We start from the raw sequence: 15,669 nt of genomic DNA on the forward strand, positions 1-15,669 counted from the left end.
GGGAGACGGCCGTGACGATCGGAAGGCCGGCGGAACACGCGCCGCCGGTGCGCGCCGAGGGCGTGGGCAAGAGGTATCGCAGGGGGTGGGCGCTCCAGCAGACGTCCCTGGTGGTCCCGCCGAACCGGGTCGTGGCCCTCGTCGGCCCGAACGGCGCCGGCAAGAGCACGTTGATGGGCCTCGTCACCGGCCTGCTGCGGCCGACCACCGGGGACATCGCGGTGTTCGGCGACCGCCCGACGGGCAGGGGGCTGCACCCCGCGGTGTCCTACCTGGCGCAGCAGAAGCCGTTGTACCAGCAGCTCACCGTCGCCGAGACGCTGACGTTCGGGGCGCGGACCAACCCGACCTGGGACCAGGGCTACGCCGAGCACCTGGTCGGGCAGGCGGGCGTGCCGACGACCGCGAAGATCGGCACGCTGTCCGGCGGGCAGCGCACCCGCGTCTCGCTGGCGCTCGCGCTCGGCAAGCGCCCGAGGCTGCTGCTGCTCGACGAGCCGCTGGCCGACCTCGACCCGCTGGCCCGCGAGACCGTGCTGGAGGCACTGCTCACCGAGGCGCGGACCCAGGGCATCACCGTCGTGCTGTCCTCGCACGTGCTGGCCGAGCTCGAAGGCGTGTGCGACCACCTCGTCCTGCTCCACCGGGGACGGGTCCTGCTGGCCGGCGACGTCGACCGGCTCAGCGCGAGCGGCACCCCGCTCGGTGAGCTGGCCTTGAGCCACATGCGCGCGGCGGTACAGGGGGAAGCGGCATGATCTGGGCTTCCTGGCGGCTGCAGCGCCTGCAGCTGATCACCCTGCTCGGCCTGGTGGTCGCCGGTGCGGGCGCCGTCTTCCTGGTGCGCTCCGCCATGATCGACGACCTCGCCGCCGCTGGCCTGACGCAGTGCGTCACGCAGGCGCTGAACGACTGCGCCGCTCCTGGCGGGACGGTCAAGGCGTTCGGGCAGAAGTGGCACAACCCGCTCGACATCGGGCGGATGGCGGTCTTCTGCGCTCCCGCACTGGTCGGCGTCTTCGTCGGCGCTCCCCTCTTCGCGCGGGAGCTCGAACAGGGCACGCACGTGCTGGCCTTCACGCAGTCGGTGAGCCGCACCCGGTGGATGTTCAGCAAGCTCGCCATCGCCCTGGTGCCCGCGCTGGCCGCGCTGGTGGCGCTGCAGTGGCTGGTCTCGTGGTGGCTCGGCGCGGCCGGGACGCTCGGCCCGCGGATGAACGGCGCGTTCAACCCGATCAACTTCGGCATCGACCACGTCTCCCCGGCCGCGTACGCCCTGTTCGCCTTCGCCCTCGGCACGTTCCTCGGTGTGCTGACCCGCCGGACGCTGGTGGCGATGACCGCGGGACTCGGCGTGTACGTGGTGGCGCGCTTCGCGTTCTCCGGCGTGGTCGACCGCCTGGTCACCCCGCAGCGCGTGGAGGTCACGCCCGACAAGCAGCTGAGCATGTACGACGACCGCAGCCTGGTGCTCACGGAGGGCTGGCTCGACGCCGCCCGGCAACCGGTCCCCGCCGAGCGGGTCCAGACCGTGGTCCAGGCCTGCAAGGACGCGCCGGGCGACTCGCAGGAGGCGTTCCTGCAGTGCCTGCCGCAGTCCGGGCTCGCGACCAAGTACGCGACTTTCATCCCGCAGAGCCAGGCGTGGCAGGTGCACCTGGCCGACCTCGCGGTCTTCGGCGTGCTCGCGGTCGTGCTGCTCGCGGGCACGACCTGGGCGCTGCGCCGGCAGAGCTGAGCGCGGTGGGGACCCCGGAGCACCTATGCTGGCCGACGTGATCGAGTTCCGGATCGACCGGCGCTCCGGGGTCTCCACCTACGTCCAGATCGTCCAGCAGGTGAAGCAAGCCATGCGACTGGGACTGCTGAACCCCGGCGACCGGCTGCCCACGGCACGTGAGGTGGTGGAGGCGACCGCCGTCAACCCCAACACCGTGCTCAAGGCGTACCGGGAGCTCGAACGCGAGGGACTGGCGGAGGGCCGCCGGGGTCTCGGCACGTTCGTGACGAAGTCGCTGTCGTCGGAGGCCACCTCCGGCGACGACGCCCCGCTGCGGCAGGAGCTGGGGCGCTGGATGGGCCACGCCCGCGAGGACGGACTGGTCGTCGAGGACGTCGACGCCCTGTACTCCGCGGTCCGCGACGAGCACTACCCCGCCGAGGAACGATCATGACCCCGTTGACCGCCCCCGCGACCGCTTCCCTGGTCGCCACCGCCGTGGGCAAGCGGTACCGCGGCCGGTGGGCGGTCCGCGACTGCGACCTCACCGTGCCCGAGGGCAAGGTCGTCGCCCTGGTCGGCCCGAACGGCGCCGGCAAGAGCACCCTGCTGCGCATGGCCGCGGGCCTCGTCCGCCCCACGACCGGCGAGCTGAGCGTCTTCGGCGCACCGCTGCGCGGCCGCATCCACCCGGACGTCTCGTTCCTGGCGCAGAACCGCCCGCTCTACCGCGACCTCACGGTCCGCGAGCTCGAACGCCTCTGCGCCGCCATGAACGACCGCTGGTCCTCCGAGCGCGTCCACGAGGTCCTGCGCCTGCTGGCCGGGGTGGACCAGGACGCGAAGGTCGGCACCCTGTCCGCGGGCGCCCTGACCCAGGTGGCGATCGCGATGGCGCTGGGCAGGCTCCCCCGGTTGCTGCTGCTCGACGAACCGCTGTCCGACCTGGACCCGCTGGCCCGCGACGAGACGTTGCGGATCATCATGACCGAGGTCGCCGACCGCGGTACGACCGTGGTGATGTCCTCGCACCTGCTCACCGACCTGCGCGAGGTGTGCGACCACCTGCTGCTGGTCGACGACGGCCGTGTCCAGGTGGCCGGCGACATCGACGAGGTCCTGGCGGGGCACCGGATCCTGACCGGTCCGGTCGCCGGTGAGTCCGATGTGGAGGGAACGCTGGTCAGCGCGACCCGCACCCGGCGCCAGGCCACGTTGCTGCTGCGCGGCGCGGGTCCGGCGCCGCACGGGTGGGCGGAGGCGGAGCCGGACCTGGAGTCGCTGGTGATGGGCTACCTGCGGGCGTCGCGCGAACGCCGCCTGATGAGACGCGGAACGGCCGAACGGGCGAACCGAACCACTCCCGCCGGCACTCGGTAGGTTGATCTTCGACCACCCCGCTCCCTTGCCGCGCAGGAGTTTCCCGTTGTTCCCCAGTGCTCGGCTGCGCGTCCTGGTGGACGCACCGTGGTTCTCCAAGGTGATCACCGCCCTGATCCTGGTCAACGCGGCCACGCTGGGCGCCGAGACCTCGACGGCGCTGCTCGCGTCGTACGGGAACGTCCTGCACCTGATCGACCGGCTGGCGCTGGCGGCGTTCGTCGTCGAGCTGGTACTGCGTTTCGGCGCCTACGGCAAGGACTTCTTCCGCGACCCTTGGAACTGGTTCGACACCGTGGTCGTGGGGGTCACGCTGCTGCCGGCGTCGGGCACGTTCTCGGTGCTGCGCGCTCTCCGGGTGCTGCGCGTGCTGCGGCTCGTGTCGGTGGTGCCGAGCATGCGGCGGGTCGTGTCGGCGCTGCTGACCGCGTTGCCGGGGATGGCATCCATCACGGCGTTGCTGGCGTTGGTGCTCTACGTGTCCGCGGTGATCGCGACCAAGCTGTTCAGCACCGTCGCGCCCGAGTACTTCGGCGACCTCGGCGACTCGTTGTTCACGCTCTTCCAGGTGATGACGGGGGAGGCGTGGTCGGAGGTCGCGCGGCAGGTGATGGCCGAGAAGCCGTTCGCGTGGATCTTCTTCGTCGGCTACCTCGTCGTCACGTCGTTCACCGTGCTCAACCTGTTCATCGCGGTCGCCGTCAGCGCTATGCAGACGCAGATGACCGAGGAGCACGCGGAGCACGACCGCGAGGAGATGGCCGCGACCATGGAGATCCTCGCCGAGGTCCGCAAGCTTCGTGAGGACGTGGAGGCGTTGCGCGCCAAGGCTTCCGTGTGACGAGGGCTTCTTTCGGTCAACACTGAAGCAATAGAGTGAAATAGCCGGGAACTTTCGCGGCACTTCGGCCGACTAGTGCTCCAAGTTCGCACTACGTCTCCCTGCAGAGGTGCCGCATGTCCGCTCCCCCCGTCGAGCTCGAGAGAACAGACGAGACGACCCGCACCACCCAGATCTCCGTCGTACCGCTGTTGCGCAGGCTGCACTTCTACGCCGGGGTGCTCGTCGGCCCGTTCCTGGTCGTCGCGGCGGTCACCGGCATGCTGTACGCGTTCGCGCCGCAGATCGACGACGTCCTCTACAGCGACAAGCTGTGGGTCGAGCCCGCGGGCACCGCGAAGCCCGTCTCCCAGCAGGTCGCCGCGGCCCAGGCGGCGCTGCCCGAGGGCACCGTCACCGCCGTGCAGGTCTTCGAGGACCCGGAGGCCACGACGCGGGTCGTGTTCTCCGCGCCCGGACTGGCCGAGGAGTACAGCAAGACCGTCTACGTCAACCCGTACACCGCCGAGGTGCGCGGCGAGCTGACGACGTGGGCGGGGTCGACGCCGGCCGTCACGTGGCTCGACCAGTTCCACCGCGACCTCCAGCTCGGCGAGGTCGGCAACCTGTACTCGGAGCTGGCCGCCAGCTGGCTGTGGGTGCTCTCGCTCGTCGGCCTCGTGCTCTGGCTCGCTCGCCGCCGCACCGCCCGTCGCAGGGTGCGCGCGGTGCTCCTGCCGGAGACCGGCGCCAAGGGTGTGCGCAAGACCCGGTCCTGGCACGCGAGCCTCGGCGTGTGGGCGTTGATCGGCGCGTTGTTCCTGTCCGCCACCGGGTTGACGTGGTCGACCTACGCCGGCGAGAACTTCACCGCCGTGCTGACCGCCCTCAACGCCAAGGCGCCCGCGCTCGACACCGCGCTCCCCGGCTCCGCACCCGTCGCGTCGGGCGAGCACTCCGAGCACACCGGCACCCCGGGCAGCGCCACCCCGGTCGACGCCGCCACGTTCGACGAGGTGCTCGCCGCCGGGCGTGGCGCGGGTCTCGACGGACCGGTCGAGCTCGCCCCCGCCGCCGCGCCGGGTTCCGCCTGGTCCGTCGCGCAGACCGACCAGACCTGGCCGATCCGCCAGGACAAGGCCGCCGTCGACCCCGCGACCGGCACCGTCACCGCGCGGGCCGACTTCGCCGACCGGCCGTTCCTCGCGAAGCTGTCGACACTCGGCATCCTGGCGCACATGGGCCTGCTGTTCGGCCTGGCCAACCAGATCGCGCTCCTGCTGCTGGCCGGGACGATCCTGACGCTGATCTTCTTCGGCTACCGGATGTGGTGGCAGCGCCGCCCGACCCGCGACGACCGCCGCGCGCCGTTCGGCACGGCGCCGAAGCGCGGCGGGTGGCAGCAGCTGCCGCTGTGGTTCGTGATCCCGGCACCGCTCGTGCTGATCGCGGTCGGCATCGCCATCCCGCTGCTCGGCCTCAGCCTGGTCGCGTTCCTGGTGCTGGACGGCGTGATCGGGCTGGTCCGCGCCCGCCGGGCGGTCTAGACGACGTCCTCGCGCGCCTGGCCGCTGAGCAGGTCCTCCCTGGCCCGCGCCACGCGGGACCGGATCGTCCCGACGGGACAGCCGGCCACCTCCGCGGCCTCGGCGTAGGACAGGCCGAGCACCTGGGTGAGCAGCAGGGCCTCGCGTCGTTCCGGCGCGAGGCCCGCCAGCATGACGTTCAGCTCGACGACGTCCTCGAACCCGGCCGACCGTGCGTGCTCGGCGAACCGGTCGGCGTCCGAGGCCACGTGGTAGTCCGCCGACCAGGCGATGGACGGCCGGGCGACGGCCGACCGGACGTGGTCGACGACGGTGCGGCGGGCGATGGACAGCAGCCACGTGCGCGCCGACGAGCGGCCTTCGAAACCGGGCAGGCTGCGCAGCGCGCGCAGGTAGACGTCCTGGGTGAGGTCGTCCGCGACGCCGATCCCGCCGAGGTGGGCGACCAGCCGCCAGACGTCGCGCTGCGTCGAGCGGATGAAGCGTTCCAGCGCGGCCCGGTCACCCGAACCAGCGGCGAGCGCCCACGCGGTGACCGTCTCGTCGTCACCCCTCGAAGTCGACACGACTCGGGAGACTAGCCCACAGATCGCCGGGAACTGTTAACACCCGATGGCCGACAATAGGGGCGTGGAGTGCGACACCTGCCGTGAAGCCCTGTCCGCGCGACTGGACGGGGAAGACGAAGGCGTGCCCGCCGACCAGGTCGACGAGCACCTGGAGACGTGCGCGTCCTGCCGGGCCTGGCACGACCGCGCCGCCACGCTGACCCGCACGCTCCGCGTCCGCCCGGCGACCCCGGTCCCGGACCTGACCGCCGCGATCGTGGCCGCCGCGCCCGCGAAACCCCGCGGCTGGCTCCCCCGGATGCTGCTCGGCGGGGTCGCGGTCGCCCAGCTCACCCTGGGCGTGGCGCAGGTGGTCGGCAACGGCTCCACTGCCCACGGCGGCCACGTCACCGGCGTCGACGGCAGCCACCTGTTCAACGAGAGCACCGCCTGGAACCTGGCCCTCGGCCTGGGCCTGCTGTGGACGGCCCTGCGCCCGTCCGCCTCCACCGGCACGCTGCCCGTCACGGCCGCGTTCGTCGCCGTGCTGATCCCCTACTCCGCGAGCGACCTGCTCAGCGGCACCGCCACCGTGAGCCGCGTGCTGTCCCACACCCTGCTGCTGGCGGGCCTCGCCCTGCTCACGCTCGTGCACTTCGGCAACCGGGGCCCCGGCGACCGCACTCCCGTGGCCGACGGCGACTCCGGCTCGGCCGACACCTCCGGCACGCCGGAGCGCGCGGACCAGCCCCGCACCCGCCGGCACATCCGCCTGCGCCCGGTGAGCAAGCACCGCGCCGCGTGACGACGATGGTGACCGTCGTCAACCTCAAGGGCCACCGCGACGACCCGGACCACACCGACGTCGTGTACGTCGGCAGGGCGATGTACCGCGGCGGGTGGCACCTGGCCGCCTCGCCGTTCGCGAACCCGTTCCGGCCGGGAGTGGACGGCACGCGGGAGGAGGTCGTCGTCCGGTACCGGGCGTGGCTGCTGGACCGGCCGGACCTGCCGGCGCGCCTGCCGGAGCTGCGGGGGCGGCGGCTCGGGTGCTGGTGCGCGCCGCTGCCGTGCCACGCGGAGGTGCTGGCGGAGCTCGCGAACCGTGAGGGTCCGAACGAGTGAACCGGCTTGGGCCCGCGTAGCGCCGGGAGACACGGCCGCGACAGCACACACGTGACGTTTGCGGACGTGCTGCGCGCGGTGATCGGCCCGGTCACGGGGGCCATCGTCGGAACGCTCGTGCTCGGCGGGTTCATCACGTGGGTCAACCACACCGTCCAGACCCGGCGCGCCGACCGCGACCTGCGCGACGAACTCGTCGTCCAGGTCACCGACGCGGCGGGGTCCTTCCACTTCCTGGCCACCTACTACTGGTTCATGAAGGACACGACGGCGTCCCCGACGACCAACCACGGGTACCTCGAGACGGTCAAGCACGACCTCGGCCTGCAGTACCGGAAGTCCCGCGTGGCCGGCAAGGCGCTGGAGAGCAGGCTGCGCACGTACTTCCCGAAGGCCGACCTGGACGCGGACTGGCACGCGATGATGGACCTCTGCTCGGTGGTGTACTTCCGGCTCGTCGACAGCCCGGCCGACCGGCTCGAGCGGATCTACCGGCAGGACGCGGTGACGGAGACCGAGCGGCACTCCGGGTTCTCGGTCGAGGAGCTCCGGGCGAAGCCCACCGACGACCTGCTCGACGACCTCTGGCACGGCCTCACCGTGCTCGCCAGGCAGCTCCTCGTCGCGAAGATCGCGAGCACCTGACCCCGGTCACACCGGATACGCGTGCGTCTCCGTCGCCTTCACCGCCGCCCACAGCTCGTCACCGGGCCGCAGCCGCAGGTCCGCCAGCGTCGCCGTCGTGATGTCCGCCAGCACGGCCGGTGCGCCGTCGAGCCGGACGCGGGTGGTGTGGGCGTGCTGTTCGATGGCGGCGACCGTGACGCGCCAGGTGTTGCGGGGGCTGCCCATCGGCTTGCGCTGGTGCAGGCTCACGGCGGTCGGCGGGAACACGACGTGCACCGGGCCGTCGATCGGTGCCGGGATGGTGAGCCGGCCACCGTCGTCCAGGGCGACGGCGGTGCCGGTGGCGGTGCCGCGGTAGAAGTTCAGGCCCACCAGGTTCGCGACGTAGTCGGTCCGGGGCTGGCGGGCGACCTCGGAGGGCGAACCCTGTTGCACGGCGCGGCCGTTCTCCAGGATCACCAGACGGTCGGCGAGCACCATGGCGTCCAGCGGGTCGTGCGTGACCAGCAGGGTGTGGCCGCCGAAGTCGGCCAGGTGGCGGCCCAGCTCCGAGCGGACCTGCAGGCGGGTGCTCGCGTCCAGGGCGGCGAGCGGTTCGTCGAGCAGGAGCAGGCTCGGGCCGGTGGCCAGGGCGCGGGCCAGCGCTACCCGTTGCGCCTGACCTCCTGACAGGGAACGGGGTTTCGCCTGCGCGTAGCCGTCCAGGCCGACGCGGTCGAGCCACCGCGCGGCTTCGGCGCGGGCCTCGGTGCGGCGGGTGCCGCGGGCGCGCAGGCCGAAGGCCACGTTCTCCAGCGCCGACATGTGCGCGAACAGCAGGTAGTCCTGGAACACCACGCCAATCGGCCGGTGCTCGGGCGCGACGAACGTGCCCGCACTGTCCCAGGTGGACTCCCCGAGGCCGATGTGGCCGGAGGTCAACGGGAGCAGGCCGGCCAGCGCGCGCAGCGCCGTGGACTTGCCGGCGCCGTTCGGGCCGAGCAGCGCGACGACCTCGCCCGGCGCGATGGTCACGTCCAGGTCGAGGGTGAAGGTCCCGCGCGTGACGCGCAGTGCGGCGGTCAGGGTCATGTCGGCCCGCTGATCCACCGGTCGCGCAGACCGGCCAACACTCCGACGGACACCAGCAGCAGCACGATGCTCAGCACGATCGCGGCGTCGGGATCGGTCTCCAGGGCCAGGTACACGGCGAGCGGCATGGTCGTGGTCTCGCCGGGGAAGTTGCCGGCGAACGTGATCGTGGCGCCGAACTCGCCCAAAGCCCGCGCCCAGCACAGGACTCCGCCGGCCACCACGCCGGGCAGCACCGACGGCAGCGTCACGCGGCGGAACGTCAGCCAGCGCGACGCCCCGAGCGTGGCGGCCGCTTCCTCGAACCGGGGATCGGCCGCGCGCAGGGCTCCTTCCACCGAGATCACCAGGAACGGCATGGCCACGAACGCCTCCGCCACCACCACACCGGCCGTGGTGAAGGGCAGCGAGACCCCGAACCACGCGTCGAGGTGCTGCCCGATCAACCCTCGCCGGCCCAGCACGAGCAGCAACGCCACACCGCCGACCACCGGCGGCAGCACGAGCGGCACCGTCACCAACGCCCGCAGGAAACCCCTGCCCGGCAAGCCGGATCTCGCCAGCAGCCAGGCGAGCGGGATGCCGAGGAACAGGCACAGCACCGTGGCGAGCGAGGCGCAGATCAGCGACAGCTTGAGCGCCTCCCCCACCTCGGCGCTGAAGAGCTGACCGGACAGGCTGCCCCACGGCGCCTGCACCAGCAGTCCGGCCAGCGGCACCAGGAGGAACGCGAGGCCGATGAAGGCGGGCAGGGCGAGGACGACCGGAAGCCGTCCCCGTCCTCGGCGACGTGTCACGGGCTGACGAAGCCCGCCGCGCTCAGCACCGCCTTGCCCTTGTCCGACAACACGAAGTCGACGAACGCCTTGGCGGCCGCCGCGTTCGGGGCCTTCGCGAGCGGGGCGATCGGGTAGTCGTTGACGGCCTGGTCGGCCTCGGCGAAGTCGATGCCCTCGACCTTGCCGCCCGCGGCCTTCACGTCCGTCTTGTAGACCAGCGCGCCGTCGACCTCGCCGAGCGAGACCTTGGTCAGCACCGCCTTCACGTCCTGCTCCAGCGTGTCGGGCTGCGGCGTCACCTTCGCGACCTCGAACACCTTCTTCGCCGCCGCGCCACAGGGCACCTGCTCCGCGCACAACGCGATCTTCTTGTCCGCGTTGGCGAAGTCCGCCAGCCCGGCGATCTTGCCGGGGTTGCCCTTCGGCACGGCGATCGCGAGCTTGTTCCTCACGAACGTCGTGGGCGTGTCCGTGACCGTCTTGGTGTCGGTGACCTGCTTCATGTTCGCGGGCGCTGCCGAGGCGAACACGTCGGCGGGCGCGCCCTGGTTGAGCTGCTGCGCCAGCGCCGAGCTGCCGGCGAAGTTGAACTTGACCTTCGTGCCGGGGTTCGCGGCCTCGAAGTCCTTGCCCAGCTGGGTGAACGTCTCGGTGAGCGACGCCGCCGCGAACACGGTGACGTCACCGGTCACCTTCGGCGCCTCCGACCCGGACGTGGGCGAGGTGGAGGTCTGCCCGCCGGAACCACACCCGGCGAGCACCAGCGTGGCCGCCACGACGACTCCGCACAACCTTCTGGACATGGGCTCAGGCCTCCGGGATCTCGACGACGACGTTGGTGGACTTGATCGACGCGACCGCGACGCTGCCGACCTCGAGCCCGAGCTCGTCGGCGGCCTCGCGGCTCATCAGGGACACGATGCGGAACGGCCCCGCCTGCATCTCGACCTGCGCCATCACGCCGTCCTTGAGGACGCGGGTGACGATGCCCCGCATCCGGTTCCGGGCGGACGCGGCGACGGTGACGCCGGGCTCGGACGTCTCGGTCATCCGCTGCACGAACGCCGCGAGCTCCTTGCCGTCGATGGCCTTGCGCCCGTTGTCGAGCGTGGTCGACGCCAGGCGCCCGTTCTCGACCCACCGCCGCACGGTGTCGTCGCTGACCCCGAGCATCGCAGCCGCTTCACTGATCCGCAGATTCGGCACGAGAGACATACTAGGTTCCGCTTTTGCGGGTGCAAGTCCGGTCGGTGTTTGCGGTGTGAATCGTGACCTGCCGCCGTGGACGCGGAACGCATGAGCGCCCAAAACCGCAGACGCGTTCTTTCCGGTGAACACGGCTTCTGCAGAACGGCGTGGAGTCGTACCGTGGGTGGCGTGGACCTGCCGTTCGCACGTGTACCGACGCCGCGCACACCGGTCCCCGACGACCAGGTGCTGGTCACCGGGGACATCAGCGATGAGTGGACGTTCTCCACGGCTCATCTCGACGCGCACGCGCGGGAGCCGGTCAACGTCTCGTACCGGACGACTCGCGTGCGCGAGGTCCACTGCGTGCAGGGCGTGCCGCTGCACGAGGTGCTCAGGAGGGTCACGCTGCGCGTCGACGAGGCGAGCAAGATGGACAGGCTCAGCTTCGTCGTGGTCGCGACCTCGCAGGACGGGTTCCGCGCCGTGCTGTCGTGGGCCGAGGTCGACCCGGAGTTCGGCTCCTGCTCAGCGCTGCTCGCCACCCGTTACAACGGCCGCAGGCTCACCCGGCCCACGCTGGTCACGCCGCGGGACGCCCGGTCGAGCCGGTACGTCCGCGACGTGGCGCGCATCGAGATCCACCGGGTGGGCGCCGCGGTCACCCGCTGAAGCCGGCGAACAGCACGCTGGCGAGCCCGAGACCCACCAGCAGGTTGAACACGGTCGCGCTGGCGAACACGCCGATCGGCTTCCACCCGGCCTCGCGCAGCGGTGCGACGCGGAACTCCAGCCCGATCGAGACGAACGCGAGGATGAGGAACAACGTGCGCAGGTCGTTGACCGTCGTGATCACCGACTTGTCGCCGCCGGACTCCAGGAACACCGTCGCGATGACCGACGCGGCCAGGAACCCGAGCACGAACTTGGGGAAGCGCTCCCACAAGGCCCGGCCGCTGACCTTCGCGTCCCCGGTCCGCTCGACCTTCAGCGCGAAGTAGGCCGTCAACGCCACCGCGACGACGCCGAGCAACGCGTTCTGCGTCGTCTTCACGATCGTCGCGATCTGCAGCGCCTCCTCGCCCACCAACGCCCCTGCCGCGCTCACCGCCGCCGTGGTGTCGATGTTGCCGCCGATCCACGCGCCCGCGACCGCCGTCGGCAGCCCGAACACGTCCACCAGCAACGGGAGCACGAAGATCGACGGCAGCGCGAAGATGATGACGAGGCTCGCCGTGTAGGCGAGCTGTTCGCGCTTGGCCTGCACCGCACCCGCCGCCGCGATCGCCGCGCTCACCCCGCAGATCGACACCGCGGACGACAGCAGCGCCCGCAGCTTCGCGTCGATGCCGAGCTTCCCGCCCAGCCACCAGGTGAAGCCGAACACGAGCGTGATCAGCAGGAACGCCTGGGCGATCGCGGGCCCGGCCGCCTTCACGATCACCGCGAAGTTGATCGACGCGCCCAGCAGCACCAGACCGGTCTTGATGAAGAACTCCGTGCGGAACCCGCCGGCCAGCCGGTCGCGGAACCCCAGCCCGGTCAGCACCGCGTTTCCCAGCAACCCCAACAGGATCGCGTAGACGGGGTACTCGACGCTCTTGGCGACGCCGCCCAGCCAGGTGCCCTTGGTGAACACCGGCACGTTCTGCTCCAGGTACCGGGTCAGCGCACCCAGCACCACGACGACGGCGACCCCGCCGACCGCCCACCAGACCTGGGACCGTTGCCGCGCCTCGACTTCCGCCATCACGGCACCAGCCAGCCGGGCACGACCTTCACCAAGACCAAGATCAGCAGCACCAGCCCGACGATCGTCGCCGCCCAGTCCTCGTTCAGCGCGAGCCTGCGCTCGCGGCCGACACCTTCCTCCGCACTCACGCCGCCCCTCCGTCCACTCGGTGGTGGCGGCCATGGTCAGAGCAGCGGGGCAGGCACGGCAAGGGCTCCCGCGATGTGGAACGACGCCGGCAGGGCTTGCGCCGCGACCGGCCGGGGCTTGTGCTGTCGCCGGCCGGAAACCACCACCGGGCGCGGTGATCGTTTGGTAAGAATCCCGCCATGCAGACACAGGTGTGGGTCGCGATCCTCTCCCTGACCGGCGTGGTGCTCGGTGGCGGCCTGTCCTTCCTCGTGCAGACCACCGTGCAGCGCCGGGTGGAGCGCAACGACCAGCGGCGCCAGGCCACCGAACGCGCCGACGCCAGGCGGGTGGAGCAGCTGGACCTGTTGCGCCAGTTCATCCAGGTCGCCCAGCAGGCCGAACGCGCGGCGGAGGACCGCGACGACTCGGCGGCGTGGAAGTCGAAGGCGCTGGACGTCCTCGACGAGCTGTGGGTGTGCGAGCGGATGGTCCACATCCTGTTCGCCTCGTCGCTGCACGGGCTGGCGCGGGCGTACGTCAAGGCGCTCGACCACGTTCTCTGGCAGGAGCCCGCCGAGGGAACGCTGTGGGATCACCTGAAGGGCCCCAAGGTCGAGTTCCTGGACGCCGCGCGGAAGGAGCTGGCGGAGCCGTTTGCCGGGAAGCCCGCCGGGTAGTCCTGCCGGATGCGCATCAGCCGGAAGCCCACGGGCACGAAGTTCTTCGAGCTGTTCACGGAGATCGGCGCGAACATCGCCGCCAGCGTGGAGTTGTTGCGGGAGTTCGTGAACGCGCCCGTCGAGCGGCGCGGGCCGTTGGCCGAGCGGATGCACGCGCTGGAGAACGCGGGCGACGACGCCACGCACGCCATCATCGGGCACCTGGACCGGTCGTTCGTCACGCCGTTCGACCGCGAGGACATCTACCGACTGGCGTCCACGTTGGACGACGTCGTCGACCACATGGACGCCGCGGTGGACCTGACGACGCTGTACCGCGTGGGTGAGCTGCCCAGTGGCGTCTCGGCTCAGGTCGACCTGCTGGCCAGGGCGGCGCGGCTCACCGCGGACGCGATGCCGCGGCTGGCCGAGCCGCAGGAGCTGACGGCGTACTGGGTCGAGGTCAACCAGCTCGAGAACGAGGCGGACCAGGTCTACCGGCGGCTGTTGTCGGAGCTGTTCAACGGTTCCCGCGACGCGCTGGAGGTCATGAAGCTCAAGGACGTCGTGGACGAGCTGGAGGCGGCGGCCGACGCCTTCGAGCACGTCGCCGATGCCGTGCACTCGATCGCGGTCAAGGAAGCGTGATGCTGACCGCGGGCCTGGTGCTCGTGGTGGTGCTGGCGCTGGCTTTCGACTTCACCAACGGCTTCCACGACGCGGCCAACGCCATCGCCACGGCGGTGTCCACGCGTGCACTCACGTTGAGGGCCGCGCTGTCTCTCGCGGCGGTCATGAACCTGATCGGCGCGCTGCTCGGCACGGACGTCGCCGTCACCATCGCGTCCGGCATCATCGACACCCCGGTGGGCGAGGGCGCGCTGCGCGTGGTCACCGCCGCCCTCGCCGGTGCCATCACCTGGAACCTGGTCACCTGGTACTTCGGCCTGCCGTCGTCGTCCTCGCACGCCCTCGTCGGCGGCCTGGTGGGCGCGGCGCTGGCGTCGGCCACCACCGTGCACTGGTCGGGGGTGCTGGAGAAGGTCGCCGTCCCGATGGTGGTCTCCCCCGTCATCGGGCTGGTGCTCGGCTACGCGGTGATGACCGCGATCATGTGGGCCTTCCGCAACGCCAACGCCCACCGCGCCGGACGGCTGATGCGGCGCGCCCAGGTGTTCTCGGCGGCGAGCCTCGCGCTCGGGCACGGGCTGCAGGACGCCCAGAAGAGCATGGGCGTGATCGTCCTCGCGCTGGTCGTCACGCGGAACCAGGCCGGCTACGCCGTGCCGTTCTGGGTGATCCTCGTGTGCGCGCTGGCCCTGTCGGCCGGGACGTACGCGGGCGGGCTGCGGATCATGCGCACGCTGGGCCGGCGCATCTTCCACCTCACCCCGCCGCACGGGTTCGCCGCCGAGCTGTCCGCCTCCTCCGTGCTCTACCTCGCGGCGTTCGTGTTCCACGCGCCGATCTCCACCACTCACGTGATCACGTCGGCGGTGATGGGCGTCGGCGCGACGACCCGCAGGTCGGCGGTGCGGTGGTCGGTGGCGGCCGACATCGCGCAGGGGTGGGTGCTGACCCTGCCGGCGTCCGCGGCCGTCGCCGCCGGCGCGTACGGGCTGATCGCCCTCGGGCAGGCGGTGTGAACCGGGCGGTGCGCGGGTAACCGCGCGCTGCCACCCCACCCGACGCCCGGCCTCGAAGGGGCACCATGACCACGCTCAGGACCGCTCCCGTCGTCGCCCGCCCGCCGCACCAGGAGGCCTTCCCGGTCTGGCAGGCGAACTGCCGCGCCGTCCGGCACGCCGTCGACCTCGTCGGCCTGCTGGGAGTCGTGGGCGGGACCGTCACGGGCACGTTCACGCTGGTCTTCGGCGGTGCGCTGGTCCTGCTGGCCGGGACGTGCCTGCACGCGTCGGCCAGGAACGGTGCCGTCCGGCACTGATCCCGCGCCCGCTCTACCCGCGCGTGTGGAAGCGCCCCCGCTCCTCCGCGAGCCGCTGCCGGAACCCGGGCGCCGCCGTGGGCCCGAACCCGACCTCCTCCCGTCGGTCCGCCAACTGGCCGAACACGGCGTCGCAGACCTCGTCGACGTCCGCACCGTGCTCCTGGCCGGGACCGGCGACACCGGTCGCCACGGCGGGCGGGATCAGCTCGGTGACCACGATCCCGGTCCCGGCGAACGCGCGCCGGAGGTTCATCGTGTAGCTGTGCAGCGCGGCCTTCGCGGCGCTGCAGGTCGGCGCGAACGGCTGGGGGACGAACGCGCGGACCGCCCGGTGACCACGACCCGGTCGCCTCGCTCGCGGTGGCGCCGGGCGCCCCAGACCGATTCCCCAGG

At 71.7% G+C, this 15,669-nt stretch carries 22 protein-coding genes; 14 read left to right on the forward strand and 8 right to left on the reverse strand.

Annotated features, from left to right (window positions below):
- Nucleotides 1–11: 11 nt before the first annotated feature.
- The 6 genes from ACFWV3_RS13260 to ACFWV3_RS13285 all read left to right on the forward strand — a co-directional run bounded on the left by ACFWV3_RS13260 (nucleotide 12) and on the right by ACFWV3_RS13285 (nucleotide 5,467).
- Nucleotides 12–758, forward strand: a complete 747-nt coding sequence (locus ACFWV3_RS13260; protein ID WP_382411360.1) for an ABC transporter ATP-binding protein — start codon at nucleotides 12–14, stop codon at nucleotides 756–758.
- Nucleotides 755–1,738 (forward strand): ABC transporter permease subunit, encoded by a 984-nt coding sequence (locus ACFWV3_RS13265; protein WP_382411361.1) that lies wholly within the window; start codon nucleotides 755–757, stop codon nucleotides 1,736–1,738. The genes ACFWV3_RS13260 and ACFWV3_RS13265 overlap by 4 nt, the downstream gene beginning before the upstream one ends.
- Before the next feature lie 37 nt (nucleotides 1,739–1,775).
- Nucleotides 1,776–2,174, forward strand: a complete 399-nt coding sequence (locus ACFWV3_RS13270) for a GntR family transcriptional regulator (RefSeq protein ID WP_382411362.1) — start codon at nucleotides 1,776–1,778, stop codon at nucleotides 2,172–2,174.
- Entirely contained in the window at nucleotides 2,171–3,100 is a 930-nt protein-coding gene (locus ACFWV3_RS13275) for an ATP-binding cassette domain-containing protein (protein WP_382411363.1), read from the forward strand. The genes ACFWV3_RS13270 and ACFWV3_RS13275 overlap by 4 nt, the downstream gene beginning before the upstream one ends.
- A gap of 46 nt (nucleotides 3,101–3,146) precedes the next feature.
- The gene (locus tag ACFWV3_RS13280) at nucleotides 3,147–3,941 is read left to right on the forward strand and encodes an ion transporter (protein ID WP_382411364.1); all 795 of its coding nucleotides are present in this window, start codon (nucleotides 3,147–3,149) and stop codon (nucleotides 3,939–3,941) included.
- A gap of 116 nt (nucleotides 3,942–4,057) precedes the next feature.
- On the forward strand, nucleotides 4,058–5,467 hold the full coding sequence (locus ACFWV3_RS13285; RefSeq protein ID WP_382411365.1) for a PepSY-associated TM helix domain-containing protein: 1,410 nt from the start codon (nucleotides 4,058–4,060) through the stop codon (nucleotides 5,465–5,467).
- Here the strand turns inward: ACFWV3_RS13285 and sigC are convergent.
- Nucleotides 5,464–6,033: an RNA polymerase sigma factor SigC gene (gene sigC, locus ACFWV3_RS13290; protein ID WP_382411366.1), complete on the reverse strand. Its 570-nt coding sequence runs from the start codon at nucleotides 6,031–6,033 to the stop codon at nucleotides 5,464–5,466. The genes ACFWV3_RS13285 and sigC overlap by 4 nt on opposite strands.
- A 64-nt stretch (nucleotides 6,034–6,097) precedes the next feature.
- Between sigC and ACFWV3_RS13295 the strand changes: the two genes are divergently transcribed.
- The 3 genes from ACFWV3_RS13295 to ACFWV3_RS13305 are packed head-to-tail and all read left to right on the forward strand — an operon-like array spanning nucleotide 6,098 to nucleotide 7,785.
- Nucleotides 6,098–6,820: a zf-HC2 domain-containing protein gene (locus tag ACFWV3_RS13295; protein WP_382411367.1), complete on the forward strand. Its 723-nt coding sequence runs from the start codon at nucleotides 6,098–6,100 to the stop codon at nucleotides 6,818–6,820.
- Nucleotides 6,821–6,825: 5 nt separating this feature from the next.
- On the forward strand, nucleotides 6,826–7,140 hold the full coding sequence (locus ACFWV3_RS13300) for a DUF4326 domain-containing protein (RefSeq protein ID WP_382411808.1): 315 nt from the start codon (nucleotides 6,826–6,828) through the stop codon (nucleotides 7,138–7,140).
- 51 nt (nucleotides 7,141–7,191) lie between these two features.
- The gene (locus ACFWV3_RS13305; RefSeq protein WP_382411368.1) at nucleotides 7,192–7,785 is read left to right on the forward strand and encodes a hypothetical protein; all 594 of its coding nucleotides are present in this window, start codon (nucleotides 7,192–7,194) and stop codon (nucleotides 7,783–7,785) included.
- A 6-nt stretch (nucleotides 7,786–7,791) separates the two neighbouring features.
- Here the strand turns inward: ACFWV3_RS13305 and ACFWV3_RS13310 are convergent, their stop codons facing one another.
- From ACFWV3_RS13310 to ACFWV3_RS13325, 4 genes are read right to left on the reverse strand one after another with little or no spacing between them, the layout of a single operon-like run.
- Complete coding sequence (locus ACFWV3_RS13310) at nucleotides 7,792–8,838, reverse strand: ABC transporter ATP-binding protein (RefSeq protein WP_382411369.1); 1,047 nt, start codon at nucleotides 8,836–8,838, stop codon at nucleotides 7,792–7,794.
- A complete protein-coding gene (gene modB, locus ACFWV3_RS13315) occupies nucleotides 8,835–9,635 on the reverse strand; it encodes a molybdate ABC transporter permease subunit (RefSeq protein WP_382411370.1) in 801 nt (266 codons plus the stop codon). The genes ACFWV3_RS13310 and modB overlap by 4 nt, the downstream gene beginning before the upstream one ends.
- Entirely contained in the window at nucleotides 9,632–10,420 is a 789-nt protein-coding gene (gene modA, locus ACFWV3_RS13320; protein ID WP_382411371.1) for a molybdate ABC transporter substrate-binding protein, read from the reverse strand. Before modA ends, modB begins: the two co-directional genes overlap by 4 nt.
- Before the next feature lie 4 nt (nucleotides 10,421–10,424).
- Nucleotides 10,425–10,823, reverse strand: coding sequence for a molybdopterin-binding protein (locus ACFWV3_RS13325; RefSeq protein ID WP_382411372.1), 399 nt, complete (start codon nucleotides 10,821–10,823; stop codon nucleotides 10,425–10,427).
- A gap of 171 nt (nucleotides 10,824–10,994) precedes the next feature.
- Between ACFWV3_RS13325 and ACFWV3_RS13330 the strand changes: the two genes are divergently transcribed.
- Nucleotides 10,995–11,477 carry a molybdopterin-binding protein gene (locus tag ACFWV3_RS13330; protein ID WP_382411373.1) on the forward strand — a complete coding sequence of 161 codons (483 nt, stop codon included), beginning with the start codon at nucleotides 10,995–10,997 and terminating at the stop codon, nucleotides 11,475–11,477.
- Here ACFWV3_RS13330 and ACFWV3_RS13335 read toward each other — a convergent pair.
- Nucleotides 11,467–12,555, reverse strand: a complete 1,089-nt coding sequence (locus ACFWV3_RS13335; protein ID WP_382411374.1) for a YeiH family protein — start codon at nucleotides 12,553–12,555, stop codon at nucleotides 11,467–11,469. The genes ACFWV3_RS13330 and ACFWV3_RS13335 overlap by 11 nt on opposite strands.
- Entirely contained in the window at nucleotides 12,555–12,686 is a 132-nt protein-coding gene (locus ACFWV3_RS13340) for a hypothetical protein (protein ID WP_382411375.1), read from the reverse strand. The genes ACFWV3_RS13335 and ACFWV3_RS13340 overlap by 1 nt, the downstream gene beginning before the upstream one ends.
- A 180-nt stretch (nucleotides 12,687–12,866) precedes the next feature.
- Between ACFWV3_RS13340 and ACFWV3_RS13345 the strand changes: the two genes are divergently transcribed.
- The 4 genes from ACFWV3_RS13345 to ACFWV3_RS13360 all read left to right on the forward strand — a co-directional run bounded on the left by ACFWV3_RS13345 (nucleotide 12,867) and on the right by ACFWV3_RS13360 (nucleotide 15,273).
- Entirely contained in the window at nucleotides 12,867–13,346 is a 480-nt protein-coding gene (locus ACFWV3_RS13345; protein ID WP_382411376.1) for a hypothetical protein, read from the forward strand.
- A gap of 9 nt (nucleotides 13,347–13,355) precedes the next feature.
- Entirely contained in the window at nucleotides 13,356–13,976 is a 621-nt protein-coding gene (locus ACFWV3_RS13350; RefSeq protein WP_382411377.1) for a DUF47 domain-containing protein, read from the forward strand.
- Nucleotides 13,976–14,974 (forward strand): anion permease, encoded by a 999-nt coding sequence (locus ACFWV3_RS13355; RefSeq protein ID WP_382411378.1) that lies wholly within the window; start codon nucleotides 13,976–13,978, stop codon nucleotides 14,972–14,974. Before ACFWV3_RS13350 ends, ACFWV3_RS13355 begins: the two co-directional genes overlap by 1 nt.
- A gap of 65 nt (nucleotides 14,975–15,039) precedes the next feature.
- The gene (locus ACFWV3_RS13360) at nucleotides 15,040–15,273 is read left to right on the forward strand and encodes a hypothetical protein (RefSeq protein WP_382411379.1); all 234 of its coding nucleotides are present in this window, start codon (nucleotides 15,040–15,042) and stop codon (nucleotides 15,271–15,273) included.
- Between the two features lie 13 nt (nucleotides 15,274–15,286).
- On the opposite strand, the gene ACFWV3_RS13365 is transcribed toward ACFWV3_RS13360, so the two are convergent.
- Nucleotides 15,287–15,529 carry a hypothetical protein gene (locus ACFWV3_RS13365; RefSeq protein ID WP_382411380.1) on the reverse strand — a complete coding sequence of 81 codons (243 nt, stop codon included), beginning with the start codon at nucleotides 15,527–15,529 and terminating at the stop codon, nucleotides 15,287–15,289.
- Nucleotides 15,530–15,669: the final 140 nt, after the last annotated feature.

Source organism: Lentzea sp. NPDC059081 (assembly GCF_042738015.1).
Classification (GTDB): Bacteria; Actinomycetota; Actinomycetes; order Mycobacteriales; family Pseudonocardiaceae; genus Lentzea.

Bases quoted from the DNA above. Each gene is read 5' to 3' on its own strand.
- ACFWV3_RS13265 (WP_382411361.1), top strand. From the start codon at position 755: ATGATCTGGGCTTCCTGGCGGCTGCAGCGCCTGCAGCTGATCACCCTG.
- ACFWV3_RS13275 (WP_382411363.1), top strand. From the start codon at position 2,171: ATGACCCCGTTGACCGCCCCCGCGACCGCTTCCCTGGTCGCCACCGCC.
- ACFWV3_RS13285 (WP_382411365.1), top strand. From the start codon at position 4,058: ATGTCCGCTCCCCCCGTCGAGCTCGAGAGAACAGACGAGACGACCCGC.
- ACFWV3_RS13300 (WP_382411808.1), top strand. From the start codon at position 6,826: ATGGTGACCGTCGTCAACCTCAAGGGCCACCGCGACGACCCGGACCAC.
- ACFWV3_RS13310 (WP_382411369.1), bottom strand. From the start codon at position 8,838: ATGACCCTGACCGCCGCACTGCGCGTCACGCGCGGGACCTTCACCCTC.
- modA (WP_382411371.1), bottom strand. From the start codon at position 10,420: ATGTCCAGAAGGTTGTGCGGAGTCGTCGTGGCGGCCACGCTGGTGCTC.
- ACFWV3_RS13335 (WP_382411374.1), bottom strand. From the start codon at position 12,555: ATGGCGGAAGTCGAGGCGCGGCAACGGTCCCAGGTCTGGTGGGCGGTC.
- ACFWV3_RS13345 (WP_382411376.1), top strand. From the start codon at position 12,867: ATGCAGACACAGGTGTGGGTCGCGATCCTCTCCCTGACCGGCGTGGTG.
- ACFWV3_RS13350 (WP_382411377.1), top strand. From the start codon at position 13,356: ATGCGCATCAGCCGGAAGCCCACGGGCACGAAGTTCTTCGAGCTGTTC.
- ACFWV3_RS13355 (WP_382411378.1), top strand. From the start codon at position 13,976: ATGCTGACCGCGGGCCTGGTGCTCGTGGTGGTGCTGGCGCTGGCTTTC.
- ACFWV3_RS13360 (WP_382411379.1), top strand. From the start codon at position 15,040: ATGACCACGCTCAGGACCGCTCCCGTCGTCGCCCGCCCGCCGCACCAG.
- ACFWV3_RS13365 (WP_382411380.1), bottom strand. From the start codon at position 15,529: ATGAACCTCCGGCGCGCGTTCGCCGGGACCGGGATCGTGGTCACCGAG.